Here is a 25,349-nt window from a genome sequence, read left to right as displayed (position 1 = left end):
TGAGAAGCGCACCTGTCGGTGCGGGTGGCCGGGTGGGTCTCACAGCACTCACTGCCATCGCTCCGACGGTGTGGGGCACCACCTACATCGTGACGAGCGAACTGCTGCCCGTCGGGCAACCACTGTTCGCCGGGCTGATGCGAGCCCTCCCTGCTGGCGTCTTGGCGCTACTCATCTCGCGCACGCTGCCGTTCGGCTCGTGGTGGTGGAAGATCGCGGTGCTGGGCACGCTGAACATCGGGGCGTTCTTCCCGCTGCTGTTCCTGACCGCCGAGCGCCTGCCCGGTGGAGTGGCCGCGACGCTGGGCGCGACCCAGCCGATCATCGTGGCCTTCCTCGTCGTCGCGATCCTCAGCGAGCGGCTCTCCCGGTGGCGGGTGAGCTGGGGCGTCGTCGGCATGATCGGTGTAGGCATGGTGGTCCTCGGTCCCGGCGCGGCGCTCGATCCCGTCGGCGTTCTCGCCGGGCTCGCCGGTGCTGTCTCCATGGGCACGGGCGTCGTCCTCACCAAACGGTGGGGACGTCCCGAAGGCGTCAGCGCTCTCGCCCTGGCCGGTTGGCAGCTCACCGCAGGAGGCCTGGTGCTCCTGGCTCCCACCCTCTTCTTCGAGGGCGTCCCCGCCCTCATCGACCCTCCCGCAGTCGCCGGCTACCTGTGGCTCGGGCTGATCGGAGGGCTCGTCACCTACACCCTCTGGTTCGCGGGAATCCGCCGCCTCCCCGTGACCGCCACAGCGCTGCTCGGCCTGCTCTCTCCGCTCGTCGCAGCGGCGCTCGGCGCCCTGCTTGTCGGCGAAACCCTCACTCCCGTCCAGCTCGCCGGCTTCGTGCTGGCCCTCGCGGCGATGCTCGCCGGTCAACTCACCCCACGCGTCAAGAATGGACACCAGTCCCATGAGAATCTCCGTGTTCGGAGCAACCGGAATGGCTGGAAGCGCGATAGTCGCCGAAGCCCTGCACCGTGGACACACGGTCACCGCGATCTCCCGTAAACCCGAGGGCCTCACACTCCATGAGCGTCTCAGCGTCCAGGGCCTCGATGTGACCAGCTCCGCCGATCTCGACCCGGTGCTCACCGATTCCGACACTGCGGTGCTGACGATCCGTCTGGCCCCTGGCGACAACCACCTGCTGGCGCCCGCGACCGTTCGATTTCTCGACGCCGCCGCCAGGACCGGCACCCGCGTCATCGTCCTCGGAGGCGCAGCCCCGCTGCGCTCGCCGAACCATCCCGACCGTCTCGTCGCCGACGATCCCGCCTATGTCCCCGCCGAGTGGAAAGCCCTCGCCGAGGCGAGCCTCGCCCAGTTCCAGGTGTGCAGACAACATCCCTACAGCGGATGGGTCTACCTGAGCCCGCCCGCCATCTTCGAGCCCGGACCACGCACCGCGAAGTACCGGCGTGGAACCACACAGCTGTTGACCGACGCTGGGGGAACCTCTCGGATCACCTCAGCCGACCTTGCCATCGCCGTCATCGACGAGATCGAGACGCCCGGAGGTGACCGACACTTCACCGTCGCCCAAGCGGTGTGACCTGGCGACGACATGACCGTTTCCGCGCCTGGGTGCCGTTGCCGGAATCAGGCCGGATCGCCGCATCGGCACGCCCACGGTCGGGCGTTCGGCGGCGGTGGGAACCAGGCCAGCCAGGATGACCGCCGCCGATGCCACCGGCGAAAGACGGCCGGTGTGCGACGATCCGGGCCAGGGGAGCGGGAGTCAGGCGCGGCCAGGTGCGGGTGCGGGCACTATCGTTCTGGCGTGCACATCCGTTTTGACGTCCCAGCCGATCCCGCCTACCCGGGCCGCGTGGCCGCTGCGTTCGGCCGTGTTCGGCTGCGCAGGTACGGCTATATCGGAGCGGTGCTGGCGGCGGTCGGGGCGATCGGCCTCGCCGTTTCGCGGGGGTTCGCGTGGGGCGAGCAGATTTCGCCGTTGTGGATGGCGATGGTCGTGGGTGGCCTGCTGTCGATCCTGTACCGGCCGTGGGTGCAGTTGCGCGCCCGGCGCCGCTCCAGTCGCTACGCTGTCGAGGGCGCCTACGACATCACCGATGTCAACATCATGATGCGCAGCGGCTCGGAGTCCGGCGGCATCGCCTGGGACGGCGTCGCCCAGGTGAGGGACACCCCTGAGTTCTGGATCGTGTACGTCGGCCGGATGCCGGCGACCGTGATCCCACGTTGGTTGATGTCCGCCGAGGATGCCGAAACGTTGCGAGCCTTCATGGCCGCACGTGGGCTGCTCCGACGCCGGTGAACTCAATTGCCGCAGGCCGCTTGTCATGGCGCGCAGCCGGGTCGTTCCGGCCGTCGTGTTGCAGCCAACGCTGATTCTCGCTTCCCGCACGCCGACCCGCCGATCCGGCGTAGCGGGTCGGCGAAAAACTTCTGGCAGGGTGTCGATTGGGCCGGCCCCCATTCGACGCGTAGGTGAGAAGGCACCCTGACATGAGGAGACAGCGATGCGGTTCATGGTGATCACCAAGGCCACCGCGGAGAGCGAAGCCGGCGTGCTGCCCGCCACCGAGGATTTCGACACGATGGGCAATTTCATTCAGGAAATGGTCGACGCTGGCGTGCTGCTGGACGCCGGCGGCCTCCAGTCCAGCGCCAAGGGCACCCGGATCTACTTCGACGGCGACGAGAAGACCGTGGTGGACGGGCCGTTCACCGAGACCAAGGAGCTCATCGGCGGTTACTACCTGGTCGAGATGAAGTCGCTTGAGGAGTGCGTCGAGTGGTTCAAGCGCTGCCCGATCCAGCCGGGCGTGGGGGAGCCGACCAACATCGAGATCCGGCGGGTCTTCCATGCCGAGGACTTCGGCGAGAGCTTCACCGCCGAGCAGCAGGAGGCCGTGGAGAAGCGGCGCGCGAAGGTCGCCGGGAACAGCTGATCAGCACAGCCTGGGAGACGCGGGTTCGACTCAGGAGCGAACCCGCCCGCGCAGCATGAGCACTCGGCAAGCCCGGCCCGTACGTGCTGCAGGCGGCCATCGTCGCCTGCCAGGCCCGGGCCTGCCGCTGCGAGGACACCGACTGGGAGCGCATTCCCTGGCTCTACGAGCATCTGGCCGAGTCAGTGTCTCGTACGCCAGCACTGTCCTCGGCCGGCATCCGTGCGGAGTTACGGGAGCTGGATTTCATGCGCTGCGACTCGCCACACCGCGGACCCACGCTCGATCGTCAGCTGCCACGAGCACGAGGCATCTGCTGGCGTTATGGGGCAGGTGTCGTGGCGCGATCCAGCGGAGTCCGGGATAGCCTTGGCGGATATGGCTACCTATCGCAGCGCCTCAGTGCTTCTTTCCTCCGACGGCACCAGGACTCCTGGCACCGCCGCGCTCTTCGCCGAGCCCGCCCGCAAGGGTGGGATCCCGCCGTGGGCAGGCGATTTCCGACCCGCCAACAGCGCCGGCAATGGTCCCAAGAACGCGGTCGGGAAGACCTTCACGTTGGAGCTGCCCGACGGCAGCACCGGCAAGGTCGTCGTCCAAGGCCTCAAGAGCGGCAAGGGAGGCGTCGTGCTGGCGTTGATGGGTCAGGACGCACCCCCCTTCTGATCAGGAAACTGACCGCCACCGGCTGGTGACAGCCGGTTTGCCACCCTGTCGATGTCAATGCGTTCGGATAGCTGCCGGGCGCATTGCCTCATCCGTGGCTGCGCGTCGACGAAACCCGGGGAGAGCGCGCCACCGGGCTACGGTTCGTCGCGGATGGGTCGCGGGTGCCGGTAGGCGCCCAGCAGGGCGAAGACGACAGAAGCCGCCAGCAGGATGCTGATCACGTTGAACAGCACCGTGTCGCCCGTGGAGTGGGACGGGAAGATGTCCTTGACGAGCCAGCCGACGCCGATGCCCAGCCCCAGGCAGGTGTGCATCGCGGCCCGTAGACGCGGGACGGGCTGCGGGCGGCCGAAGATCCGGGGCACCGCCGTGCCGCCACGGCTCTTGGCGAGCAGCACGGCGGCGAGGGCCAGGTTGGCCGCAGCAGTCGCGAGGGCCAAGATCAGGTCCACGGGTTCCATGGGGCCATACGCTACCGCGCGGATGCCCGCGTCCAGGATCAGCGGAGGTGGCACTCCTCGTAATGCATCGACGCGGCCGGCACGACCATCCGGCGGATGGCGCGGGACAGCATCCGCGTCGTGCGCGACGGGCCCCGGATCAACCCAGCGATCTTGCAGGCTCGGTCGCCGTTTCGCGCGAACTGCCCCGTAAGTCGGGGCAGAAAGTGCAAGATCGCGCAGGCGGCCGCCTCGCCCGGGGCCACGGCAACGGTCGGCGCCGACACCACCAGAATGTTGGCCGGGTGGTTCCTACGGCGAAGCCACGTCCGCCACCGACGAGGAGCAGAGCATCGACATCTCGCGTCGGCCTGACCTGAGCAGGACGCGTCGGAGGTTCGCCGTCCGTTGCGTCAGCCCAGCGGCACCTGCGCCGGGCGATCGCCGGTTCCAGCGGCACCCACCACACCTTCGGGAGCGGTGATGATCCGGCTGGGCAGCACCGGCGCGTCCCGGCCCGTGCCCCGCCGGCCGTCGCGGTCAGAGGACTGCTCGTGGTAGTCCTGCTCCACGTTGACCGACCACACGTCGTGCGTACTGCCGGTGGCGATGTTCTCGGCGGTGAGCATCGCGGTGAGCATCGAGTGGTCCTGGTTGTTGTAGCGGTGCATGCCGTTGCGCCCCACCGGGTGCACGTTCGGCACCGCCTCGGTCAGCCAGGCCCGGATCACCTCCACGTTGTGCTGGTAGCGCTCGTCGTACACCGGGTAGGCCTTGGGCATGCGCACGACGTAGCCGGCCTCCACCACGCCGGGCCGGGCCAACCCCAACCGCTCCAGCTCCGCGGTAGCCAACGCCACGAGGTCAGCATCCGGGGTACGCCACATCTCGTCGTCCTCGAAGACGAAGTACTCCAGGCCCAGGCAGGTGCGCCCGTCCTTCACGAGGTACGGCGACCAGGAGCCGAAGTTCTGGATCCGGCCCACCCGTACCCCCGGGTCGTGCACATAGATCCAGTTGTCCGGGAACGAGAATTCCGCCGGCACCACCAGGGCGACCGTCAGGAAGTCGCGGTAGCGCAGGTCGGCGGCGCAGGCCAGCACCTCCGGCGGCGCCGGAGGGCGCAGCGCGGCCACCAGCTCCGAGATCGGCATCGACGAGATCACGTGGTCCGCTGGTTCGGTACGCTGCCCGCCCGCGCCGTTGACCGTCACGGTGATCGCCCGCCGTTGCGCCGGGTCCCGGTGTACGGCCGTGACCCAGGTGCCGGTCGACACCTGCCCGCCCCCCTGGCGCACCTGCTCGGCGCAGCGTTCCCACATCATTCCCGGCCCGTACTTCGGGTACTGGAACTGCTCGATCAGGCTGGTCACGTCCGTACGCCGCCGCCGCGGCAGCACCGCGTTGCGGATCGCCTTGGCCAGCGACAGGTTCTTGATCCGCTGCGCGGCCCAGTCCGCCTGCAGCCGGTCCGCCGGCATTCCCCAGACCTTTTCGGTGTACGTCTTGAAGAAGATCGAGTACAGCCGCCACCCGAACCGGGCCGACACCCAGCCTTCGAAGTGCGACTGGTCCTTGGGTGGGCGCAGCCGCGCGCGGGCGTACGAGCCGAGGCAGCGGGCGGCCTCCGGCAGCCCGAGGTTGCGGAGCGCGTTCACGGCGCTGAGCGGGTAGTTGAACAGCGCACCCCGGTAGAAGATCCGGCTCATCCGCGGCCGGGTCAGGAAGTCCTCGTCCGGCAGGATCTCGTGCCAGAACGCCTCCACCCGGGGCACCTTCGTGAAGAACCGGTGCCCGCCGATGTCGAACCGCCACCCGTCGCGCTCCACGGTCCGGCTGATCCCGCCGACCACCTCGTCCGCCTCGAACACCCGGACCAGCCGACCATGCCGCAGCAGCTCGTACGCCGCCGTGAGCCCGGCCGGCCCCGCGCCGATGATCACCGTGCCGTGTTGCTCAGTCATGCTGCCGCGCTCCCTGCTCACCGTCATGGTTGAGGCGCGGCGCGTACCCGTTCTGCGCCGAATGTCACCCTTGATGATGGGTCGTTTCCGCTTCGGTGGGCCGCGCGTCGGCGTACAACGGGAAGGGCGACACCCTCCGCGCGGCGGGCGGGCCGGCGGACCGGGGGAGCGGGGCGGATGCACCGGTGGCAGAGCGGCGCGGCGGCGCTGGCCGCCCGGTTGACCCCGGCTGGCCGCGTCGCAGCGCGCACGGCCCGTCGGGTGCCGGCGCCCTGGCCGTACGTGATCGGCCTGTTCCTCGGCGCGAAGGTGCTGCTGACCCTGCTCGGGCTGCTGGTCCTGCACGCCTGGGACGGCATCCCCGGGGCGCCGCCGCCGGACGAGACGTTGATGTGGTCGCAGCAGCGGGAAGTCTCCGGGCACCGGTGGATCTCCTTCTGGTTCGCCTGGGACGCGCTGCTCTACCTACGGCTGAGCGAGCGGCCCCTGACCGGACCGTGGGGAGACTTCGGCTTCCCCCTGCTCTACCCGTTCCTGGCCCGGCCGGTCGGCGCGCTGCTCGGCGGCGACAACGCGCTGGCCCTGTTGTTGATCAGCAACGTCGCGTTCCTGCTGGCCCTCTGGTACGGCTACCGGCTGGCCGAACTGCTGCTCGGCGGCCCGGACGCGGCTCGCCGGTTCACCCGGTACCTGGTGCTGCTGCCGACCGCGTTCCTCTTCCAGGCCGCGCTGACCGAGTCGCTCTTCGTCTGCCTCGCGTTGGCCGCGTTCTACCACGCCGAGCGACGCCAGTGGCTGCTGGTCGGTGTGCTCGGCTACTTCCTGGCGATGAGCCGTTCGGTTGGCCTGCTCGTCGCGCTGCCGTTGGCCCTGGTGCTGCTCCGTCAACACGACTGGCGGCTTGGCCCGCGCGCCCTGCTCGGCTACCTGCGGACCGGCTGGCCGTTGCTGCTGCTGCCCGCCGGGTGGTTCACCTTCATGGTGTTCTGTCGGTGGCGCGGCGGGGACTGGTTCGCCTACCAGCACGCCCAGCAGACCGGATGGGGGATCAGGGTGCAGAACCCGCTGCCGGTGCTGCTGAACGGGCTGGCCGGAGAGCCGCGCGACGCCGCCCGGGTCTGGTTCGCCGTGGCCGTGTTGGCCGTGCTGGTCGCCGGATTCCGCCGCCGGGAGCTGGCCTACCTGGTGTACGGCGTACTCATGGTGTTGGTGCCCCTCTCGATGGGCCCGGCGGTGTACAAGAGCCTGCTGCGCTACCTGCTCGCCGCCTTTCCAGTGGCCCTGGTGCTGGCCCGCTGGGCCCGTCACGCCAGCGTCGACGTGTGGCTGACCGCGGCGCTTGCCGTGGTGCAGGGCGCGCTGTTCGTGCTCTGGCTCAACTACTGGACCCACATGATCATCTGACTGGGCCGCCCTCTGCGGCGCGACCGAATGGTCTGTGCGAGCCTGCTACCGACGTTCGAAGCGCACTCGAGGAGGCCCGGTGTTCGCCCTGCCGCTGACCGAGGAGGTCGAGCTGCGCCCGCTGGACCCGTGGCGGGCCGAGGAGTTCCTCGCCCACCTGGACCGGGCCCGGGAGCACATCCAACCCTGGGTGTCACCGTCCTTCGTCGCGACCGACCTGCCCTCGGCCCGGGCAGTGCTTCAGCGGTACGCCGACCGTTGGGCCGCCGACGCCGGTGGCATCTGGGGGCTGTGGCGGCGCGGCACGCTGGTCGGCGGGGTGATGTTCGTGTCTTTCGACGCCACGCTGGGCGTCTGCGAGGTGGGCTGCTGGGTGGAGCCGGCGGCGCAGGGGCGCGGCGTGGTCGCGCCGGCGGTCCGCCGGATCGTCGACTGGGCGGTCCGCGAGCGCGGCATTCAGCGGGTGGAGTGGCGTACCAACGCCGAGAACGCCCGCAGCATCGCGCTCGCCCGCCGTCTCGGGCTGCGCCACGACGGCACGCTCCGGCAGGTCTACCCGAGCCCACGCGGGCGGATCGACCTTGAGGTCTGGTCGGTGCTGGCCGACGAGTGGCTGGCCGGACCGGCTGCGCGGACGCCGACCGTCCACTGACGACGGCGAGTTTTGTCGTACCCCGGCCCCACCATGCATCCATGGCCATCCCCGCGCTCACCCCTCATCACGACCCGCCGCGTTCCGTGCCGCTGCGTGAGGCGCGCACCCGGTTCAGCCAGCTCGTCGCGCTGGCCGAGCTGACCGACGCGGTCACCGTCGTCACCCGCGACGGCGATCCCCGCCCGGTCGCCGCGATCGTCCCCGCAGCAGCCGCCCGCAGCGGTGCGCAGGCCCGCGCCGACGCCGAGCGGCTCGCCACGGTCACCGCCGGTTGGGCCCGGCGCCTCGAAGAGCAGCACCGGCGTAGCAGTCAGCGGCACGCCGCCGAGCTGGGTGCCGTCCGCGCGGCGCTGGCCGAGGCGTGGGCCGAGCTGGATCGCCGGGTCATCCCGGGCAGCGACCAGACGCTGGCCCGGCTGCGCGCCGCGCACGCCGACCTACTCGCCGGCTGAACCGTACCGGCGTCGGTCGGCCCGTGTCGGACCTCGGTCAGCCCGTGGCCGGGTAGGCGTGCGTCTCGGCCGCTTTGACCGCCACCCAGACCCGTTGGCCGGGGATCAGCCGCAACTGGGCGGCGGCGGCCGGCGTCACGTCGGCGGCCACCCCGATCGGCCCGTCCAGTTGCACCCGTACGTTGTCGCCGTGTCGCTGGACTCCGGCCACGGTGCCCGCCCAGGTGTTGCGCGGGCTACCCTCCGGCCGGGTCGGATGCAGGGCCACCGCGGCCGGGCGGAATGCCACGAAGGCCTCGCCGTCGAGCCGGTCGGCGACCGTGAGGGCCAGCTCGGGGGCGACCCGTACCCCGTGCCCTTCGGCCCGACCACGGTAGAGGTTCAGCCCGACGAGCCGGGCGACGTAGTCGGTGCGCGGGCGGGCGGTGACGCTCGGCCCGTCACCCTCCTGCACGACCCGGCCGGCCTCGACGATGACCAGCCGGTCGGCCAGCGCCAGCGCGTCCAGCGGGTCATGGGTGACCAGCACCGTCGCGCCCGGGTGGGCGGACAGGTGGCGGTGCAGTTCGGCGCGGGTGTCCAGCCGGGTGCGGGCGTCCAGCGCGGCGAGCGGCTCGTCCAGCAGCAGCAGTGCCGGCGCGACGGCCAGCGCGCGGGCCAGCGCCACCCGCTGCGCCTGACCGCCGGAGAGCTGCCGGGGGCGGCGCTGCACCTGCGCGTCAAGCCCCACACGTTCGAGCCAGTCTCGGGCCGTGGCACGTGCGGCCCGCCGGTCGACGCCGTGCCGGCGCGGCCCGAAGGCCACGTTGTCCAGTGCGCTGAGATGCGGAAAGAGCAGATATTCCTGGAAGACCACGCCGATCGACCGGCGTTCGGTGGGCACCCAGCCCCGCGTCGCCGGGCGGTCCAGGTCGGTGCCGTCGAGAGTGACGTGCCCGTCGGTGAGTGGATGCAACCCGGCCAGCGCGCGCAGCGCGGTGGTCTTACCGGCGCCGTTCGGGCCGAGCAGCGCGACCACCTCGCCGGGCGCCACCCGCAGCGGCACGTCGAGCCGGAAGGCGCCCCGGTCGACGACGAGCCGGGCGTCGAGCAGTGGACCGCTCATGCGCTGGTCATCCAACGGTCCCGCAACACGACCAGGATGCCCACCGAGACGACGAGCAGCACCAGGCTGAGCACGATCGCGGACTCCAGGTCGGTCTCCAACGCCAGGTAGACGGCGAGCGGCATGGTCTGCGTCCGGCCGGGATAGTTGCCGGCGAAGGTGATGGTGGCACCGAACTCGCCGAGCGCCCGCGCCCAGCACAGCACCGCGCCGGCGGCCAGCCCGGGTGCCACCAGCGGCAGCGTGACATGGGTGAAGGTGGTCCATCGGCTGGCGCCCAACGTTGCGGCAGCCTCCTCGTAGCGGTGGTCGGCGGCGCGTAACGCACCCTCCACGGCGATGACCAGGAACGGCATGGCCACGAACGACTCGGCCAACACGACACCCGCGGTGGTGAAGGGCAGGGTGATCCCGAACGTGGCGTCGAGCCAGCCGCCGAGCAGCCCACGCCGGCCGAAGACCAGCAACAGCGCGACCCCGCCGACCACCGGCGGCAGCACCAGGGGCACGGTGACCAGCGCGCGTACCAGCCGGCGGCCGGGGAACTCGACCCGGGCCAGCACCCAGGCGAGCGGCACCCCAAGCAGCAGGCAGAGCGCGGTGGCCAGGGTCGCGGTCTGCACCGAGAGCCGCAGAGCGGTGAGCGCGCCCGGCTCGGTGAGCCGCTCCGGCAGCGTCGTCCAGGGCGCCCGGATCACCAGCCCGGCCAGTGGCAGGACGAGGAAGAGCAGCCCCAACCCTGCGGGGATCAGCAGCGCCGCCGGCACCCGCCCCCGCCGTCGGGGCGCGGCACGGTCGAGGACCTGACTCATGGAGCCTGGAAGCCGGCCTCGGCGAGGACCGCCTGCGCCGGCGCCGAGCGGACGTACGCGACGAAGGCCCGCGCGCCCGCCGGATTCGGCGCGTCCTTCAGCGCGACGATCGGGTAGTCGTTGACCGCCCGCGCCGACTCGGGAAACTCCACGCCGGTCACGTCAGCGCTCGCTGCCCGCGCGTCCGTGCGGTAGACCAGGGCCGCGTCGACCTCGCCGAGCTTCACCTTGGCCAGCGCGCCCTTGACGTCCTGCTCCAGCGTGACCGGTGTCAGCGCGACGCCGGCCGCGTCCAGGGCGGTGCGGGCCGCCGCGCCGCAGGGCACCTGCTCGGCGCAGAGCGCAACCTTCACACCAGGCCGGGTCAGGTCGGCCAACCCGGCCACCCCCTTCGGGTTGCCCCGGGGCACCGCGATCACCAACTGGTTGCGGGCGAAGGTGCTCGGTGTGCCGTCGGCATTGCCGGCCTCGGTGACCGTGGTCATGTTCGCCGGAGCGGCCGAGGCGAACACGTCCGCCGGCGCGCCCTGGTTGATCTGGTTGGCGAGGGCGGAGCTGCCGGCGACGTTGAGAGTCACGGTGCTGCCCGGGTTGGCGGCCTCAAAGTCCTTCCCGATCCGAGTGAACGACCCGGTCAGCGAGGCGGCCGCGAACACCGTCACCGTGCCGGTGACCCGGCCGTCGGTGACACCACCGGATGCCCGGTCGTCGCCCGCACCGCAGCCGGCAACGGTCAGCCCGGCCACCGCCACCAGGGCAGCGAGGGTCGTACGCAGTCTCGGCGTGTTCATCCGCCGGCCCTTCCTGTCGCTGCCGGGGGAGTGGCCCGCTCCACCACCACCGTGGTCGACTTGATCACCGCGACGGCCACCGACCCGACCCGCAGGTCGAGCTCGTCGACCGCCTCCCGGCTCATCAGCGACACGACGCGGAACGGACCGGCCTGGATGTCGACCTGGGCCATCACCGTGTCCTTGCGAACGTCGACGACGATGCCGCGCAGCCGGTTGCGGGCCGACGAGAACTCGGCGCCCACGTCCGGGTCGGCGGCCTGGGCGCGGGCGAAACCCGCCAGGTCGACGCCCTCGATGATCCGGTGGCCGTGCTCGTCACGCGCGGCCGTCAGTCGCCCGGCGTCCACCCAGCGGCGAATCGTGTCGGCGCTGACACCGAGCAGGTCGGCCGCCGCACCGATCCGAAACGTCGTCACCGGCCCACCCTAGCGTCCGCATCTGCGAGCAGGAAGAGCCGGAAGGGATTGTGTCTGCATACTCCTGTGGGTCTTTCTGGCCGTAATTGCGCGCCAAGCTTAGGAGGTCAGGGCCGGCGGGGGTGGCCCTTGAGGTGCCGGCCCAGTTCGCGGGCGATCTCCCGGTTGGCGTCCCGCTCGGCCAACGTCTGTCGCTTGTCGTACGAGCGCTTGCCCTTGGCCAGGGCCAGCTCGACCTTGGCGAAGCCGTTCTCGAAGTACATCGACAGCGGGACCAGGGTCACCCCGCCCTCGCGGACCTTGTCCAGGATCCGGTCGATCTCGGCCCGGTGCAGCAGCAGCTTGCGGTTGCGGCGGGGGGCGTGGTTGGTCCACGTGCCATAGGCGTACTCGGCGATGTGCAGGCCGTACAGCACGATCTCGCCGTCGCGTTCGTGCGCGAACGCGTCGACCAGCGAGGCCCGCCCCTCGCGCAGCGACTTCACCTCGGTGCCGACCAGCACGATGCCCGCCTCGTACGTGCGCAGCACGGTGTACTCGTGCCGGGCTTTCTTGTTGGAGGCGATCAGTCGGCGTTCGGTTTGCTGGGACCTGCTCACGGCGCGACGATATCCGGCCGCCGGGTCAGCCGGTGCGCCGCCGCCCGGCGCGCGACCGCTCGGCCAGGTCCCGGACCGAGCCCGGCCCGACCACCTTCCGGGTGGCTGCTGCCGATCACGGAGGGCGTGCCGTCGACGTCCTGATGCTCCAGAGGACGCGCCGACTACCTGGAGACATCAGGCGGTCGCTGGCAGTAGTCTCGGGCGGCGTCCGTGATCCCCGCCCCCCGAGGAGGGTCCGTGGAGTCGATGGCCCGCCAGCGCACCGCTGCCGAGGACGACGATCAACCGGGCTCCCCGCCGGCCGGCACGATGCTGCCGGAGTTGGAGGAGCGCGAATGGTTGCATCACGCGCAGGAGTTCGCACACACCAGCTTCTGGGCGGTGGCCCGCCGGCTGCCCCGGCTGGTCCGGGAGGCGGTCGGCCTGGCCTGGGCCACCAACCGTCGGGACACGGTCGCCTCCATCGGCCTGAACATCGCCGCCGGGATGATGACCACGTTTGGTCTGCTGGCCACGACCAGCGTGCTGCGTGAGCTGTTCGCCGCCGGTCCCACGCCGGACCGGGTCCGTGCGGCCCTGCCGGCGCTGATCGTGGCCGCGGCGGCGGTGTCGGCGCGCGGCGGCCTGGCGATCGCCGCCGGCTGGGCACAGGCCCGGCTGACTCCGCAGATCAACTACCAGGTGGAGCTGCGGCTGTTCGAGGCCACCACCGCGGTGGAGTTGGCCGCGTTCGACGACGCGGGCTTCGCCGAGGAGATGGACCGGGCGCGGGACCGGGGGATGGCGGAGGCCGCGTACATCGTCGACCACACGGTCAACCTGGTCACCGGCGTGGTCGGGATGCTCGCAACGGCTGTGGCGGTGACGGTCATCCAACCGTTGCTGCTGCCCTGCCTGTTGCTCGCTGCGATTCCCCAGGCGATCACCGCGGTGCGGATGGCCCGCCGTGAATACCTGGCGATGCTGGCCCGGATCACCCGGCAGCGTCGGATGTGGATGCTGGCTCACCTGATGGCCAACCGGCACACCGCGGCCGAGGTGCGCGCGTACCAGATGCGCGGTTTCCTGCTTGCCGAGTATCGCGGGGTGATGGCCGTCGAAACCCGGGCCCAGTTGCGGCTGGTCCGCTCACAGACGGGCACGCGGGTGGCCGGCGCGACGGTGGCGGGGCTGGCCACCTTCGGGGTGTACGCGGTCCTCGGCGGGCTGCTCCTCACCGGAATGGTCGCCCTCGCCGCCGCAGCCACCGCCCTGCTCGCCCTGCAGTCCGCGCGGACCAGCCTGGGCGTGGCGGTCGTCGCCACCAACTCGCTGTACGAGGACGCCCTCTACTACCAGGACTACCGCGACTTCCTGGCCCGCGCCCATGCCCGGGTGCCGAGCGGGGGCGACCGGGTGGCCGACGGTGTCGACGTGATCGAGTTGAACGAGGTCAGCCTGAGTTACCCGGACACGGACGCCCCGGCGGTGGACCAGGCCAGCCTGACCGTCCGGCGCGGCGAGGTGATCGCGCTGGTCGGCGAGAACGGCTCGGGCAAGACCACCCTGGCCAAGCTGATCGCCGGGCTCTACCGGCCGACCGGTGGGGTGATCCGCTGGGACGGGGTCGACGCCGCCGAACTGGACCCGCGTGCCCTCGGCGCTCACGTGGCCGTGATGACCCAGGAATACTGGAAGTTCCCGTTCACCGCCGGGCAGAACATCCGCGTCGGCCGACACGACCGCCCGCCGGAACGAACCGGCCCCACCGTGCAGGAGGCAGCCGACGCGGTTGCGGCGCACGACATGATCGTCGGTCTGCCGCACGGCTACGACACCCTGCTCGACCGGGAGTTCAAGGATGGCCACGAGCTGTCCGGCGGGCAGTGGCAGCGGCTGGTCGCCGCCCGTGGCCTCTACCGCGACGCCGCCCTGCTGATCTGTGACGAACCCTCGGCAGCCCTGGACGCCCGCGCCGAACACGCCCTGTTCCAGCACCTGCGCCGTCGCCCCGACCGGGCGGTCGTCCTGATCACCCACCGGCTGGCCAATGTCCGGCACGCCGACCGGATCTTCGTGATGGACCGGGGCCGCATTGTCCAACAGGGCAACCACGACGAGCTGATGGCGGCCGGCGGCCTCTACCGCGAGCTGTTCGACCTCCAAGCCAGTGGCTACCTGACAACCAACGCCACCAAAACCCACCCCCGCTAACTCGGAAGTAGACCTACTTCCTCCCGATTAGGGCCGCTTCGCGGAGCGAAGCAGCAAGGACTAACCCCCACCCCCCACCCCCTCCCCCCGCGCCACCCCGTCGATCTAGGGAGAATGGCTGCGATCGTAGATCAACTAGCGGCGATTTTCCCTAGATCGACGGGGCGGATCGACGGGGCGGATCGACGGGGCGGATCGACGGGGCGGATCGACGGGGCGGATTGGCGAGGGCGGCTGCGCTCAGGCCTCTGGGGCGCCGGTGTAGAAGGCGGTGGTGCGGTTGGCGGCGGCTTTTGCCTCGTCGGCGTCGGTGCCGGCGGCGATGCTCGCCGCACCCCACAGGTGGCTGCTCAGCTCCATGGCCCGTCGTCCCTCGTCGGAGGCGCTCCATTCGGCGCTCTGCTCCGGGGTGACGCCGCTGCCGTCGCCGGCCAGGTGGGAGGCGAGACCGAGCAGGCCGAGGTCCCAGCCGACGCCGACGGCGCCCGGCCCGAACTGGGTCCACCGGTCCTGGTCGACGTGGGCGATGTGGTCCAGGTCGAGGCGGGCCCGCTCGTCGCCGACCGGGGTGACCCGCACCTCGATCCAGCTCACCTCGTCGCCGTACTCCCAGGTGGCGGTGAAGCGGTGCGGCGGCTCGCAGCTCTCGATGGTGCCGTGCGCGTTGCCCTGGAGCTCGTACGTGCCGTGCAGCCGCAGGTCGCCGGAGACCGGCAGGAACCAGCGCGGGATGCGTTCGGCGTTGGTGCAGGCGTCCCACAGATCCTCGGCCGTCGCCTGGTAGGTCTGGCTGATCGTGGTCACCCGAGCCTCGCCGGCCTCCAGGGTGCGCCTGCCGACCTGCCGCTGGACGGCGTTGATCTGCTCGGTCGCGTCGAACATCAGGTGTTCCTCTCGTCGGGTGGGTCGGCGGGCCCGCGCAGCCGACGCTCACGTCGGCCCCGGGCCAGTTCGGTGGCGAGTGCCGCCAGGGGCGGGGTCCAGAACCGGCGGAAGTGTTCCAGCCAGCCGTCGACCTCGCGTAGTGGGCGCGGGTCGACCGCGTACAGCCGCCGGGTGCCCTCCGGTCGCACGGTGGCGAAGCCGTTGTCCCGTAACACCTTGAGGTGCTGGGACACGGCGGGCTGGGAAATGCCGAACTCGTCGCGGATGGCCGCGCTGAGGGCGCCGGCGGTCTGCTCGCCGCCGGCGAGCAGTTCCAGGATGCGGCGCCGGACCGGATCGCCCAGCACGTCGAAGGCGTGCACGACGACCTTTATATCACCGCAGGCTTATTTAAGCCAGAGCTGATGAACCGATGAGCTTGTCCAACCGGATCGGCAGGTCCCGGATCCGTACGCCGGTGGCGTGGTGCACCGCGTTGGCGATCACCGCCGCGGCGCCGACGATGCCGATCTCGCCGATGCCCTTCACTCCGGCCGGGTTCAGCTCGCCGTCCTGCTCGTCCAGCCAGTACGCCTCGATGGACTCCACGTCCGCGCAGCCGGTGATGTGATAGGTGGCCAGGTCGTGGTTGACCCAGTCGCCGTACCGCTCGTCGAGCAGACCCTCCTCGTGCAGCGCCATCGACAGCCCCATCGTCATGCCGCCGATGAGCTGGCTGCGCGCCGTCGTCGGGTTCACCACCCGGCCGGCCGCGAACACCCCGAGCATCCGGTTCAGCCGCACCTCGCCGGTGTCCGCGTCCACCCGCACCTCGGCGAACTGCGCCCCGTACGCGTACCGGGGCAGCGCGGGCTGCCCGCCCACCTCGTCGGTGGTGTCCGCCTCGGCGGTCACCGCACCGTCCGCCGGCACCCCGCCGGGGAGGTCGCGCAGCTTGTCGCGCAACGCCTGACAAGCGCGGATCACCGCCCAGCTCCAACTGGCGGTACCCATCGAGCCTCCGGCCACCGGCGCGGTCGGCAGGTCGCTGTCACCGATGCGGATCTCCACCCGATCCGGTGGCACCCCGAGCGCGTCGGCGGCCACCTGCCACATGGCTGTCCGGGCGCCGGTGCCGATGTCGGTGGCGTTGACCTGGACCAGGAAGCCGCCGTCGGGCCGGGCGGTGGCCGTGGCCGACGACGGCCTGGCCCGGGCCGGGTAGCTCGACCCGGCCACCCCCGTGCCGATCAGCCACCGTCCGTCACGCCGCGCGCGGGGCGTCGGGTCCCGATCCGCCCAGCCGAACCGCTGAGCGCCCTCGCGTAGACAGGCCACCAGGTTGCGGCTGGTGAACGGCTGCCCCTGGTCGGGGTCGACCTGAGCGTCGTTGCGGATCCGCAGCTCCACCGGGTCGATGCCGACGGCGATGGCCAACTCGTCCATCGCCGACTCCAGGGCGTACGCGCCGGGGCACTCGCCCGGAGCGCGCATCCAGAACGGCGTGGGGACGTCCAGGCGGACCAGCCGGTGCGTGGTGCGTCGGTGGGGTGCGGCGTACATGCTGCGGGTGTAGACGGCGGCCTGCTCGGCGAATTCCCGGATGGTCGAGGTCTGGCTGATCGCGTCGTGGCAGATCGCGGTGAGTCGCCCGTCGGCGTCGGCGGCGAGGCGGATCCGCTGGATGGTGGGGGTGCGGTAGCCGACCGGCCCGAACAGCTGCTGGCGGGTCAACGCCAGCTTGACCGGTCGGTCCACGTGCCGGGCGGCGAGCGCGGCGAGCACCACCGGGGCCTTGGCATCCCCCTTGCTGCCGAAGCCGCCGCCGACGTGCTCGGTGACCACCCGGACAGCCTCCGGGGGCAGCGCGAACAGCTCGGCCAGGGTGGCCTGCACCGACGAGGAGCCCTGGTTGGAGTCGTGCACCAGCAGTCGTCCGTCGCGCCACTGCGCCGTCGTGGCGTGCGGCTCCATCGGGTTGTTGTGATAGGCCGGCGTTCGATACGTGACGTCCACCCGCACCGGGGCGGCCGCGTACCCGGCGTCGAAGTCGCCCTCGGCGGTGTCCGTCGGATAGCTCGGGTTGACGTGGTCCGGCCGGTACAGGCCCGGATGGTCGGTGGTGAGCATGGTGCTGTGCGGCCCGGCGTCGTAGTCGATCCGGACCAGCCGGGCACCCTCCCGGGCCGCCTCCAGGCTGGTGGCCACCACCACCGCGATCAGCTGCCCCCGGTAGTGCACCCTTGGCTCCTGCAAGAGCCACGGCTCCGGCTCCGGGCCGGGCACGAGGCGGGGCGCGTTGGCGTGGTGCAGGACGGCCAGCACGCCCGGCGACGCGAGCGCCTCCGCAGTGTCGACCCGGGTGATCCGGCCCCGCACCACGGCCGATGGCACCGCCCAGCCGTAGGTGACCCCGTCCACCGGGTACTCCACCGCGTACCGGGCCGTGCCGGTGACCTTCTCGCGGCCCTCCAGCCGGGGGTACGCCCGACCGACCGCGTCGGCGGTCACGACGTCGTCCCCTCGGCCAGTTCGCTGAGCGCCCGCACGGTGATGGCCCGGGTCAGCGGCAGCTTGAAGCCGTTGTGCCGCAACGGGCGCGCCTCGGCCAGCTCCACGTCGGCGGCCCGTGCGGCCAGCTCCGGGCTGAACGGTCGACCCCGCAGCTCCTCCTCGGCCCGGTAGGCCCGCCACGGCCGGTGCGCCACCGCCCCGTACGCCAGGCGCACGTCGCGGACCACGTCGCCGTCGAGGTCCAGCACCGCGGCCACCGAGCCGGCGGCGAAGGCGAACGAGGCCCGGTCGCGCACCTTGAGGTACGTCGAGCGGCGCGCGGCCGGCAGCGGCGGCAGCCGGACAGCGGTGATCAGCGCGCCCCGGACCAGGGTGGTCTCCCGTTCGGGGTGCGTGCCGGGGGAGCGGTACAGGTCGGCGATCGAAATGTCGCGGGCACCGTCGGCCTCGTGCACCTCCACCACCGTGTCCAGGGCGGCCAGCGCGACGGCCAGGTCGGACGGGTGAGTGGCCACGCACTGCTCGGACCAGTCCAGCACCGCCAGGTCGCGGTTCTGGCCGTGCAGCGCGGCGCAACCGCTGCCCGGCTCACGTTTGTTGCACGCCTTGCCGGTGTCCTGGAAGTAGACGCAGCGGGTGCGCTGCAACAGGTTGCCGCCGGTGGTGGCCATGTTGCGCAGCTGACCGGAGGCGGCGGCGAGCAGGGCGCGGGCCAGCACCGGGTAGTCCCGGCGGACCACCGGGTGGGCCGCGAGGTCGCTGTTGCGGACGGTCGCGCCGATCCGCAGCCCGCCGTTGGGCAGCTCCTCGACCGCGTCCAGCGGGAGTCGGGTCACGTCCACCAGCACATCGGGGCGCTGCACCCCGAGTTTCATCAGGTCCACCAGGTTGGTCCCGCCGCCCAGGTACGCCGCCTGCGGTTCCGCGGTGAGCACGGCGACCGCGTCGCCCACGTCGGTCGGTCGGTGGTAGCGGAAGGCCCTCACCGCGTGGCCACCCTCATCGCGTCGCCGCCGTCTCGCGCACGGCTGCCACGATGTGTGGGTACGCGGCGCAGCGGCACAGGTTGCCGGCCATCCGTTCGCGGATCTCCGCGTCGGTCAGCTCGGCCGGTGCGCCCAGGTCGTCGGTGACCGCGCTGGGCCAGCCCCGGGCGATCTCGTCGAGCATGCCGCTGGCGGAGCAGAGCTGCCCGGGGGTGCAGTAGCCGCACTGGAACGCGTCCTGCGCGATGAACGCGGCCTGCAACGGGGACAGTTCGTCCGGCCCGGCCAGCCCCTCGACGGTCACCACCGACCGGCCGTCCAGCGTGACCGCGAAGACCAGGCAGCTCTTCACCCGGCGGCCGTCGAGCAGCACGGTGCATGAGCCGCACTGGCCGTGGTCGCAGCCCTTCTTCGCCCCGATCAGGCCCAGGTGCTCGCGCAAGGTGTCGAGCAGTGTGGTGCGGTTGTCGAGCGTCACCTCCTGTGACGCGCCGTTGACCTCGAACGCCACCCGGGACGAGTGCCGCTCGTCGGTCGTCGTCGCGTTCTCCGGTTCGCCCTGCACCGGCCCAGAGTAGCTTTACCGGTACATTTAAGGGCGAATAACGCAGGGGGTGACCCGGGTGCCGGACCTGCCGGTGACCGCCGGGCTGCTGCTGGCCGCCGGTGCCGGGCGGCGGTACGGCCGGCCGAAGGCGCTGGTCGAGCTGGCCGGCGAGCCGCTGGTGCGGCGCGGGATCCGGCTGCTGAGCGACGGCGGTTGCACACCCGTGCACGTGGTGCTCGGCGCGGGCGCCGACGAGGTGCCCGACCTGCCCGGCGCCGTGCCGGTCCGCCACGACCGCTGGCCCGACGGGCTGGGGTCGTCGCTGCGCCGGGGCCTGGCCTCGCTGCCGGCCGACGTACCGGCTGCGGTCGTGGTCCTCGTCGACCAGCCGCTGCTCAGCCCGGTCGCGGTCCGCCGGGTGCGAGGGGCGTACGCCGACGGCGCGGTCGTCGCGGTCGCCACCTACGGCGGCCGGCCGGGGCATCCGGTGCTGCTGAGTCGGGAGACCTGGCCGCTGCTGGACGGCTACGCCGTCGGCGACCGGGGTGCCCGCGACCTGCTGCGCGACCGCCCGGATCTGGTGGTCGAGGTGCCCTGCGGCGACGTGGGCTCACCGGTCGACGTGGACACCCCGGTCGAACTGTTCCGGCTGCGAACGGTCAGCGACGCGTGAGCCACCGGGTTGACGAAACCAGCGGGGGGTGCCGCCTCGATAATACTGTGTATTATACCGAGTATGCTAACTGTGGGTGATGGATCGTGAGTATTCGCCATGCCATGCTGGCGCTGCTCACCGAGGCACCGAAGTACGGTCTCCAACTCCGGCAGGAGTTCGAGGCGCGCACCGGCGAGGTCTGGCCGCTCAACGTCGGGCAGGTCTACACCACGCTGCAACGTCTGGAGCGCGAGGGACACGTCGAGACCGACGACGCTGGCCGCGACGGCGCACAGAAGCGCTACCGGCTCACCGCCGACGGCGAACGGGAGCTGCACAGCTGGCTCCGTACGCCACCCCAGGCCGGGCCGCCGCCCCGCGACGAGCTCGTGATGAAGGTGCAGGTGGCGATGCGCCTGACGCAGGTGGACGTCACCGAGATCCTCCAGGCCCACCGGCGGCGGATCATCGAGGAGATGCAGCGCTACACCCACCTCAAGGCCGACGCGGCACCGGAGGACACCGGCCTCGGCCTCGTCGTCGACGCCGAGCTGTTCCGGCTGGAAGCGGTCGTCCGCTGGCTGGACGCGGCGGACGCGCGCCTGCGCAGTCACCCGACGCTGCCCGCCAGCGCACCACCCACGGACACGTCGCTGGCTGCGGACGGCCAGGAGAGTCGCCCGACACGGCCAGCCCGGGCCGACGCGGCAGGAACCCGACGATGAGCGTGGTGCTGAGCCTGCGGCAGGTGTCCAAGGTGCACGGCGCTGGTGCCGCCGCCGTGCACGCCCTGCGTGCGGTCGACCTGGACGTGGTCGCCGGTGAACTGGTCGCGGTCATGGGTCCCAGCGGCTCGGGCAAGAGCACCCTGCTGACCATCGCGGGCACCCTGGAAGAGCCGACGGCCGGTCAGGTGACGGTTTGCGGGTCCGACCTCTCCACGCTCTCCGCCGACGCCACCGCCCGGCTGCGTCGCCGATCGCTCGGCTTCGTCTTCCAGGACCTGAACCTGCTCGCCGGTCTCTCCGCCGTCGAGAACGTGGCCCTGCCCCTGGAGCTGGACGGCATGGCCGCGCGTCCGGCGCGCGCCGCCGCCCTTCAGGTGCTCGACGAGCTGGGGCTGACCGACCGCGCCGGTCACTTCCCCGACGACCTCTCCGGGGGCGAGCGCCAACGGGTCGCCATCGCCCGGGCCGTGGTGGGCGACCGGCGGCTGCTGCTGGCCGACGAGCCCACCGGCGCCCTCGACGCCGCCAACGGCGAAGCCGTCCTGCGGATGCTCCGCTCGGCCTGCAAGCGCGGCATCGCGGGGGTGATGGTCACCCACGACGCCCAGCTCGCCTCCTGGGCCGATCGGGTGATCTTCATTCGGGACGGCCGGGTGGTCGACCAGACCGCGCCGTCCGCCGGCCCGGACGCTCTGCTCGCCCCGGACCCGGCGCTGTGACCGCCACCGTGAGCCGCGGCCGGACGGCCGCCCGGCCCGCGGGCGGCGGGCTTCCGGCCCGCCGCGCGGTGATCCGCTGGGCGGTACGACTGTTCCGCCGCGAGTGGCGGCAGCAGCTGCTGGCCATCGCGCTGCTCACCGTCGCGGTCACCGGTGCCACCTTCGGTCTGGCGGCGACCTGGAACCTCCCCGCGTCGAGCGACGCCACGTTCGGCCGCGCCGACCAGCTCATCCGGATCCCCGGCGACGACCCCGCCGCGCTGGACACCCGGGTCACCGCCGCACGGGCGTGGTTCGGCACGATCGACGTGATCGGTCACCGGCGCGTGCCGGTGCCGGGATTGTTCGACCCGGTGGACGTCCGAGCCCAGGACCCCGCCGGCGCCTACGGCGGCCCGAGGCTCGCCCTGCGGCAGGGCCGCTACCCGACTGGGCCCGCCGAGCTGGCGGTGACCGACGGGGTGGCGCAAGCCCTGCGTGCCGGGCTTGGTGCCCGGGTCCCGCTCGGTGACGCCGACCGCCTGATCGTCGGCGTGGTGGAGAACCCGGCGGACCTGCACGACGAGTTCGCCCTCACCGACCCGGCGCACGCCGACCGACCGCAGTCGGTGACCGTGCTGGTGGCCGGCGACCACGACACCATGGAGGCCTTCCGCCGGACCGTCGACGGCCCGCTGGTGCGCGAGGCCAGGCCGGTCGCCGAGCGCACCACGCTCACCATCGCCGCGCTGGCGCTGGCCACCGTCGGCCTGCTGCTCGTGTCGCTCGTGGCCGCCGCCGGGTTCGTGGTGCTGGCACAGCGCCGGCTGCGTCAGCTCGGCATGCTGGCGGCGATGGGCGCCACCCGTCGACATCTGCGGCTGGTGCTGCTGGTCAACGGCGCGGCGGTCGGGGTGATCGCCGCGGTCTGCGGCACCGCCATCGGGGTCGCCGCCTGGCTGGTCACCGCCGGTTTCGTCGAGACCGCCGCCGGGCACCGCATCGGCCGGTTCGACCTGCCCTGGCTCACCATCGGCGCGGGCATGCTGATGGCCGTGGTGACCGCGACCGCCGCCGCCTGGTGGCCGGCCCGCGCGGTCGCGCGTACCCCGATCATGAGCGCGCTGTCGGCACGGCCACCGACCCCGCCGGCGGCGCGGCGGACCGCCGTGGCCGCGGCCGCGCTGCTCGCCGCCGGCCTCACCGCCCTGGTGCTCTCGGACGGGTCGAACCCGCTGCTCATCGTCGTGGGCAGCGTCGGCACCGTGCTCGGCGTGCTGCTCGCCAGCCCGCTGACCATCCCGGCGCTGGCGGCGGCCCGGGGTGGCCTGCCGGTGGCCGTTCGGCTCGCCCTGGCGGACCTGGCCCGGTATCGCGTTCGGGCTGGTGCGGCGCTCGCCGCGATCAGTCTCGCGGTGGGCCTGTCGGCGGCGATCGTGGTGGGCTCCGCCGCGGCGGAGTACCGCAGCCGGGAGGCGGCCGGGCTGGGCAACCTGGCGGACAGCCAGCTGCTGATCCGGATCGGTCAGCCGGACCCGGTGATTCCGGAGCGCACGGCGGCCGAGATCACCGCTCTCCAGGCCCGGACCGACACCATCGCGGCCAGTATCGGCGGGGCGACCGTCGTTCCGCTGGACATGGCGGTGGTGGCCTCGCACACCGATCCGGGCCGGGACGGGGGACCGACCGGTCACCCGGCCGTCGAGATCGGCGCTCCGGCCGCAGCCGGCGAGTCCACGATGCCCTATCCGCTCTACGTGGCCAGTCCCGGGCTGCTCCGGCTGAACGGCGCGGCCGGGATGGCCGTCGACGCCGACACCGATGTGCTCACCACCCGCACCGGTGAGCTGGCGCTGCTGAACATCCCCACCCGCGGGGTGCGGCCGACCGTGCGTCCCCTGCCCCGGTCCGGCTACACCGGGCTGCCGGACTCGCTGATCACTCCCGCCGCGCTCGGCCGGCACGGTTGGCAGCCGGCCCGGGTCGGCTGGTTCCTCGCGGCCGATCATCCCCTCACCAGCGCGCAGCTTGCCACGGCCCAGGAGTTGGCCGCGACCGCCGGGCTCACCATCGAGTCACGCCGGGAGCAGAGTTCACTGACCCCGCTGCGGACCGGCGCGACCGGCGCCGGCGTGCTGCTCGCGCTCGGCGTGCTGGCGACGACGGTCGGACTGATCCGGGGTGAGGCGGCGGGGGATCTGCGCACGCTGACCGCGACCGGTGCGCCGAGGCGGGTACGGCGGACACTCACCGCCACCACCGCCGGAGCGCTCGCTCTGCTCGGTGCCGTGTTGGGGGTCGCCGGTGCGTACCTGGCGCTGGCCGGTGCGCTGCATCGCGACCTCGACCCGCTCGGCGCCGTGCCGGTGGTTCACCTCGTCGCGATCGCCGGCGGGCTGCCGTTGCTCGCCGCCGGTGCTGGCTGGCTGCTCGCCGGCCGGCTGCCGCCGTCGCTGGCCCGCCGCGTCCTGGACTGAGCGCCGGTCGGCGGACGGAACGCCCTGGGCGCCGCTCGACGCGGCGCCCAGGGTCTCCGGATTCGCCGGCCCTCGTTCAGGCCACCTGCGTGGCGGTGCTGGTCGCCCTGACGAGTCGCTGGTGGGCGCGGATCAGCTCGGCATAGCGCAGGCCGCTCGCCTTCACCGTCCGGCGCTGGGTGGCGTAGTCCACGTGCACCAACCCGAAGCGCTTGTCATAGCCGTACGCCCACTCGAAGTTGTCCAGCAGCGACCAGACGAAGTAGCCGTCCAGCGGCACCCCCCGGGCCACCGCCGACGCGCAGGCCGCCAGGTGCTGCTCCAGGTGGTCGGTGCGTTCCTTGTCCTCCACGGTGCCGTCGGGGGTGACCTCGTCGGGCCACGCCGAGCCACTCTCGGTGACGATGATCCGGCCCGGCCGGTACTCCCGGCTCACCTCGACCAGCAGCCGCTCCAGGCCCGCCGGGTACATCTCCCAACCCATCGCGGTCTGCACCGAGCCGGGCACCGGCACCTGTCGGGCGTACGGCGGCGGCCCGGCCGGGTCGTCGACCACGAGTTGCCGGAAGTAGTAGTTCACCCCGAGGAAGTCGGTGGGCGTGGCGATCACCGCCAGGTCGTCGCCGCGCACCGGCGGCTCGACCCCGTAGGTGGCGACCATGTCGGCGGGGTAGCCGCGCCCGTGCACCGGGTCCAGCCACCAGCGGTTGACGTGCCCGTCGGCCCGCCGGGCGGCGGCGACGTCCTCGGGCCGGTCGGTCGCCGGCTCGATCGGGCTGAGGTTGAGCACCAGCCCCACCGAGGCCGTCCGGGCGGCGTTGGCGCGGACCGCCTGGGCGGCCAGGCCGTGCCCGAGCAGCACGTGGTGCGAGGTGTGCACCGCGCGGGTCAGGTCCCGCTCGCCGGGGGCCATCCGCCCCTCCAGGTGCCCGATCCAGGACACGCAGAGCGGCTCGTTGACGGTGTTCCAGTCGGTCACCCGGTCACCGAGGCGGGCGGCGACCACGGCCGCGTAGTCGGCGAACGCCTCCGCCGTAAAGCGCTGCGGCCAACCGCCCCGGTCCTGCAACGCCTGCGGCAGGTCCCAGTGGTAGAGCGTGACGAACGGCCGGATCCCGTCGGCGAGCAGCGTGTCGACGAGCCGGTCGTAGAAGTCCAGCCCGGCGGGGTTGACCCGGCCGACGCCGTCGGGCAGCACCCGGGGCCAGGCCACCGAGAACCGGTACGCGTCGACGCCGAGCCGGCGCAGCAGCGCCAGGTCCTCCGGCCACCGGTGGTAGTGGTCGCAGGCCACCGCGCCGGTGTCGCCGTTGTCGACGTTGCCGGGGGTCGCCGAGAAGGTGTCCCAGATGGACGGCGCCCGGCCGTCGACGTCGACAGCCCCCTCGATCTGGTACGCCGCCGTGGCGATGCCCCAGAGAAAGTCGGGCGGCAGCTTGGACAGGTCGGGCACGGGTCGGTTCTCCTCTGGGGTT

The 25,349-nt window shown here is 72.2% G+C and carries 27 protein-coding genes; 13 read left to right on the top strand and 14 right to left on the bottom strand.

Going from position 1 to position 25,349, the window contains the following annotated elements; all coding sequences use genetic code 11:
• The first annotated feature begins 32 nt into the window (after window positions 1-32).
• The 5 genes from OG811_RS28350 to OG811_RS28330 all read left to right on the top strand — a co-directional run bounded on the left by OG811_RS28350 (window position 33) and on the right by OG811_RS28330 (window position 3,565).
• Window positions 33-992 carry an EamA family transporter gene (locus OG811_RS28350; protein WP_406070088.1) on the top strand — a complete coding sequence of 320 codons (960 nt, stop codon included), beginning with the start codon at window positions 33-35 and terminating at the stop codon, window positions 990-992.
• A complete protein-coding gene (locus tag OG811_RS28345; RefSeq protein ID WP_406070086.1) occupies window positions 925-1,536 on the top strand; it encodes an NAD(P)-dependent oxidoreductase in 612 nt (203 codons plus the stop codon). The genes OG811_RS28350 and OG811_RS28345 overlap by 68 nt, the downstream gene beginning before the upstream one ends.
• Window positions 1,537-1,764: 228 nt before the next feature.
• Window positions 1,765-2,262, top strand: coding sequence for a YcxB family protein (locus OG811_RS28340; RefSeq protein ID WP_406070084.1), 498 nt, complete (start codon window positions 1,765-1,767; stop codon window positions 2,260-2,262).
• 205 nt (window positions 2,263-2,467) lie between these two features.
• Window positions 2,468-2,899, top strand: coding sequence for a YciI family protein (locus OG811_RS28335; RefSeq protein ID WP_406070082.1), 432 nt, complete (start codon window positions 2,468-2,470; stop codon window positions 2,897-2,899).
• A 378-nt stretch (window positions 2,900-3,277) separates the two neighbouring features.
• Window positions 3,278-3,565, top strand: coding sequence for a hypothetical protein (locus OG811_RS28330; RefSeq protein WP_406070081.1), 288 nt, complete (start codon window positions 3,278-3,280; stop codon window positions 3,563-3,565).
• A gap of 137 nt (window positions 3,566-3,702) precedes the next feature.
• Here the strand turns inward: OG811_RS28330 and OG811_RS28325 are convergent, their stop codons facing one another.
• The 3 genes from OG811_RS28325 to OG811_RS28315 form a co-directional block, all read right to left on the bottom strand.
• Window positions 3,703-4,029 carry a hypothetical protein gene (locus tag OG811_RS28325; RefSeq protein ID WP_406070080.1) on the bottom strand — a complete coding sequence of 109 codons (327 nt, stop codon included), beginning with the start codon at window positions 4,027-4,029 and terminating at the stop codon, window positions 3,703-3,705.
• Window positions 4,030-4,067: 38 nt separating this feature from the next.
• Entirely contained in the window at window positions 4,068-4,295 is a 228-nt protein-coding gene (locus tag OG811_RS28320; protein ID WP_406070078.1) for a hypothetical protein, read from the bottom strand.
• A gap of 126 nt (window positions 4,296-4,421) precedes the next feature.
• A complete protein-coding gene (locus tag OG811_RS28315; protein ID WP_406070077.1) occupies window positions 4,422-5,972 on the bottom strand; it encodes an NAD(P)/FAD-dependent oxidoreductase in 1,551 nt (516 codons plus the stop codon).
• Window positions 5,973-6,149: 177 nt separating this feature from the next.
• Between OG811_RS28315 and OG811_RS28310 the strand changes: the two genes are divergently transcribed.
• The 3 genes from OG811_RS28310 to OG811_RS28300 all read left to right on the top strand — a co-directional run bounded on the left by OG811_RS28310 (window position 6,150) and on the right by OG811_RS28300 (window position 8,483).
• The gene (locus OG811_RS28310; protein ID WP_406070075.1) at window positions 6,150-7,376 is read left to right on the top strand and encodes a hypothetical protein; all 1,227 of its coding nucleotides are present in this window, start codon (window positions 6,150-6,152) and stop codon (window positions 7,374-7,376) included.
• Between the two features lie 79 nt (window positions 7,377-7,455).
• On the top strand, window positions 7,456-8,028 hold the full coding sequence (locus OG811_RS28305) for a GNAT family N-acetyltransferase (RefSeq protein ID WP_406070073.1): 573 nt from the start codon (window positions 7,456-7,458) through the stop codon (window positions 8,026-8,028).
• A 41-nt stretch (window positions 8,029-8,069) separates the two neighbouring features.
• On the top strand, window positions 8,070-8,483 hold the full coding sequence (locus tag OG811_RS28300) for a type II toxin-antitoxin system Phd/YefM family antitoxin (RefSeq protein WP_406070072.1): 414 nt from the start codon (window positions 8,070-8,072) through the stop codon (window positions 8,481-8,483).
• A 37-nt stretch (window positions 8,484-8,520) separates the two neighbouring features.
• Here OG811_RS28300 and OG811_RS28295 read toward each other — a convergent pair whose 3' ends face one another.
• The 5 genes from OG811_RS28295 to smpB all read right to left on the bottom strand — a co-directional run bounded on the left by OG811_RS28295 (window position 8,521) and on the right by smpB (window position 12,209).
• Entirely contained in the window at window positions 8,521-9,588 is a 1,068-nt protein-coding gene (locus OG811_RS28295; protein WP_406070071.1) for an ABC transporter ATP-binding protein, read from the bottom strand.
• Window positions 9,585-10,400 (bottom strand): ABC transporter permease, encoded by an 816-nt coding sequence (locus OG811_RS28290; RefSeq protein ID WP_406070070.1) that lies wholly within the window; start codon window positions 10,398-10,400, stop codon window positions 9,585-9,587. The genes OG811_RS28295 and OG811_RS28290 overlap by 4 nt, the downstream gene beginning before the upstream one ends.
• On the bottom strand, window positions 10,397-11,191 hold the full coding sequence (modA, locus tag OG811_RS28285; RefSeq protein ID WP_406070068.1) for a molybdate ABC transporter substrate-binding protein: 795 nt from the start codon (window positions 11,189-11,191) through the stop codon (window positions 10,397-10,399). The genes OG811_RS28290 and modA overlap by 4 nt, the downstream gene beginning before the upstream one ends.
• Window positions 11,188-11,610: a molybdopterin-binding protein gene (locus tag OG811_RS28280; protein ID WP_406070066.1), complete on the bottom strand. Its 423-nt coding sequence runs from the start codon at window positions 11,608-11,610 to the stop codon at window positions 11,188-11,190. Before OG811_RS28280 ends, modA begins: the two co-directional genes overlap by 4 nt.
• Window positions 11,611-11,717: 107 nt before the next feature.
• Entirely contained in the window at window positions 11,718-12,209 is a 492-nt protein-coding gene (gene smpB, locus OG811_RS28275; RefSeq protein WP_406070064.1) for an SsrA-binding protein SmpB, read from the bottom strand.
• A gap of 249 nt (window positions 12,210-12,458) precedes the next feature.
• On the opposite strand from smpB, the gene OG811_RS28270 reads away from it, so the two are divergent.
• The gene (locus tag OG811_RS28270) at window positions 12,459-14,405 is read left to right on the top strand and encodes an ABC transporter ATP-binding protein (protein WP_406075957.1); all 1,947 of its coding nucleotides are present in this window, start codon (window positions 12,459-12,461) and stop codon (window positions 14,403-14,405) included.
• A gap of 240 nt (window positions 14,406-14,645) precedes the next feature.
• Here the strand turns inward: OG811_RS28270 and OG811_RS28265 are convergent, their stop codons facing one another.
• The 5 genes from OG811_RS28265 to OG811_RS28245 are packed head-to-tail and all read right to left on the bottom strand — an operon-like array spanning window position 14,646 to window position 19,280.
• The gene (locus OG811_RS28265) at window positions 14,646-15,287 is read right to left on the bottom strand and encodes an SRPBCC family protein (RefSeq protein WP_406070062.1); all 642 of its coding nucleotides are present in this window, start codon (window positions 15,285-15,287) and stop codon (window positions 14,646-14,648) included.
• Window positions 15,287-15,652, bottom strand: coding sequence for an ArsR/SmtB family transcription factor (locus tag OG811_RS28260; RefSeq protein ID WP_406070060.1), 366 nt, complete (start codon window positions 15,650-15,652; stop codon window positions 15,287-15,289). The genes OG811_RS28265 and OG811_RS28260 overlap by 1 nt, the downstream gene beginning before the upstream one ends.
• A gap of 28 nt (window positions 15,653-15,680) precedes the next feature.
• Window positions 15,681-17,780: a xanthine dehydrogenase family protein molybdopterin-binding subunit gene (locus OG811_RS28255; protein WP_406070058.1), complete on the bottom strand. Its 2,100-nt coding sequence runs from the start codon at window positions 17,778-17,780 to the stop codon at window positions 15,681-15,683.
• A complete protein-coding gene (locus tag OG811_RS28250; RefSeq protein ID WP_406070056.1) occupies window positions 17,777-18,769 on the bottom strand; it encodes an FAD binding domain-containing protein in 993 nt (330 codons plus the stop codon). The genes OG811_RS28255 and OG811_RS28250 overlap by 4 nt, the downstream gene beginning before the upstream one ends.
• Window positions 18,770-18,782: 13 nt before the next feature.
• Window positions 18,783-19,280 (bottom strand): 2Fe-2S iron-sulfur cluster-binding protein, encoded by a 498-nt coding sequence (locus OG811_RS28245; protein ID WP_406075956.1) that lies wholly within the window; start codon window positions 19,278-19,280, stop codon window positions 18,783-18,785.
• Window positions 19,281-19,392: 112 nt separating this feature from the next.
• Here OG811_RS28245 and OG811_RS28240 point away from each other — a divergent pair, with 112 nt between their 5' ends.
• From OG811_RS28240 to OG811_RS28225, 4 genes are all read left to right on the top strand, one after another.
• Window positions 19,393-19,989: an NTP transferase domain-containing protein gene (locus OG811_RS28240; protein WP_406070054.1), complete on the top strand. Its 597-nt coding sequence runs from the start codon at window positions 19,393-19,395 to the stop codon at window positions 19,987-19,989.
• A gap of 86 nt (window positions 19,990-20,075) precedes the next feature.
• Window positions 20,076-20,696: a PadR family transcriptional regulator gene (locus tag OG811_RS28235; protein WP_406070052.1), complete on the top strand. Its 621-nt coding sequence runs from the start codon at window positions 20,076-20,078 to the stop codon at window positions 20,694-20,696.
• Window positions 20,693-21,418, top strand: a complete 726-nt coding sequence (locus OG811_RS28230; RefSeq protein ID WP_406070050.1) for an ABC transporter ATP-binding protein — start codon at window positions 20,693-20,695, stop codon at window positions 21,416-21,418. Before OG811_RS28235 ends, OG811_RS28230 begins: the two co-directional genes overlap by 4 nt.
• Window positions 21,415-23,874, top strand: coding sequence for an FtsX-like permease family protein (locus OG811_RS28225; RefSeq protein ID WP_406070048.1), 2,460 nt, complete (start codon window positions 21,415-21,417; stop codon window positions 23,872-23,874). Before OG811_RS28230 ends, OG811_RS28225 begins: the two co-directional genes overlap by 4 nt.
• A gap of 76 nt (window positions 23,875-23,950) precedes the next feature.
• Here the strand turns inward: OG811_RS28225 and OG811_RS28220 are convergent, their stop codons facing one another.
• Entirely contained in the window at window positions 23,951-25,327 is a 1,377-nt protein-coding gene (locus tag OG811_RS28220; RefSeq protein ID WP_406070046.1) for a GH1 family beta-glucosidase, read from the bottom strand.
• Window positions 25,328-25,349: the final 22 nt, after the last annotated feature.

Source organism: Micromonospora sp. NBC_01638 (assembly GCF_045209745.1).
GTDB lineage: Bacteria > Actinomycetota > Actinomycetes > Mycobacteriales > Micromonosporaceae > Micromonospora.
Note: the sequence above shows the minus strand (reverse complement) of the source record. Positions and strands in the feature narration are given on the sequence as shown.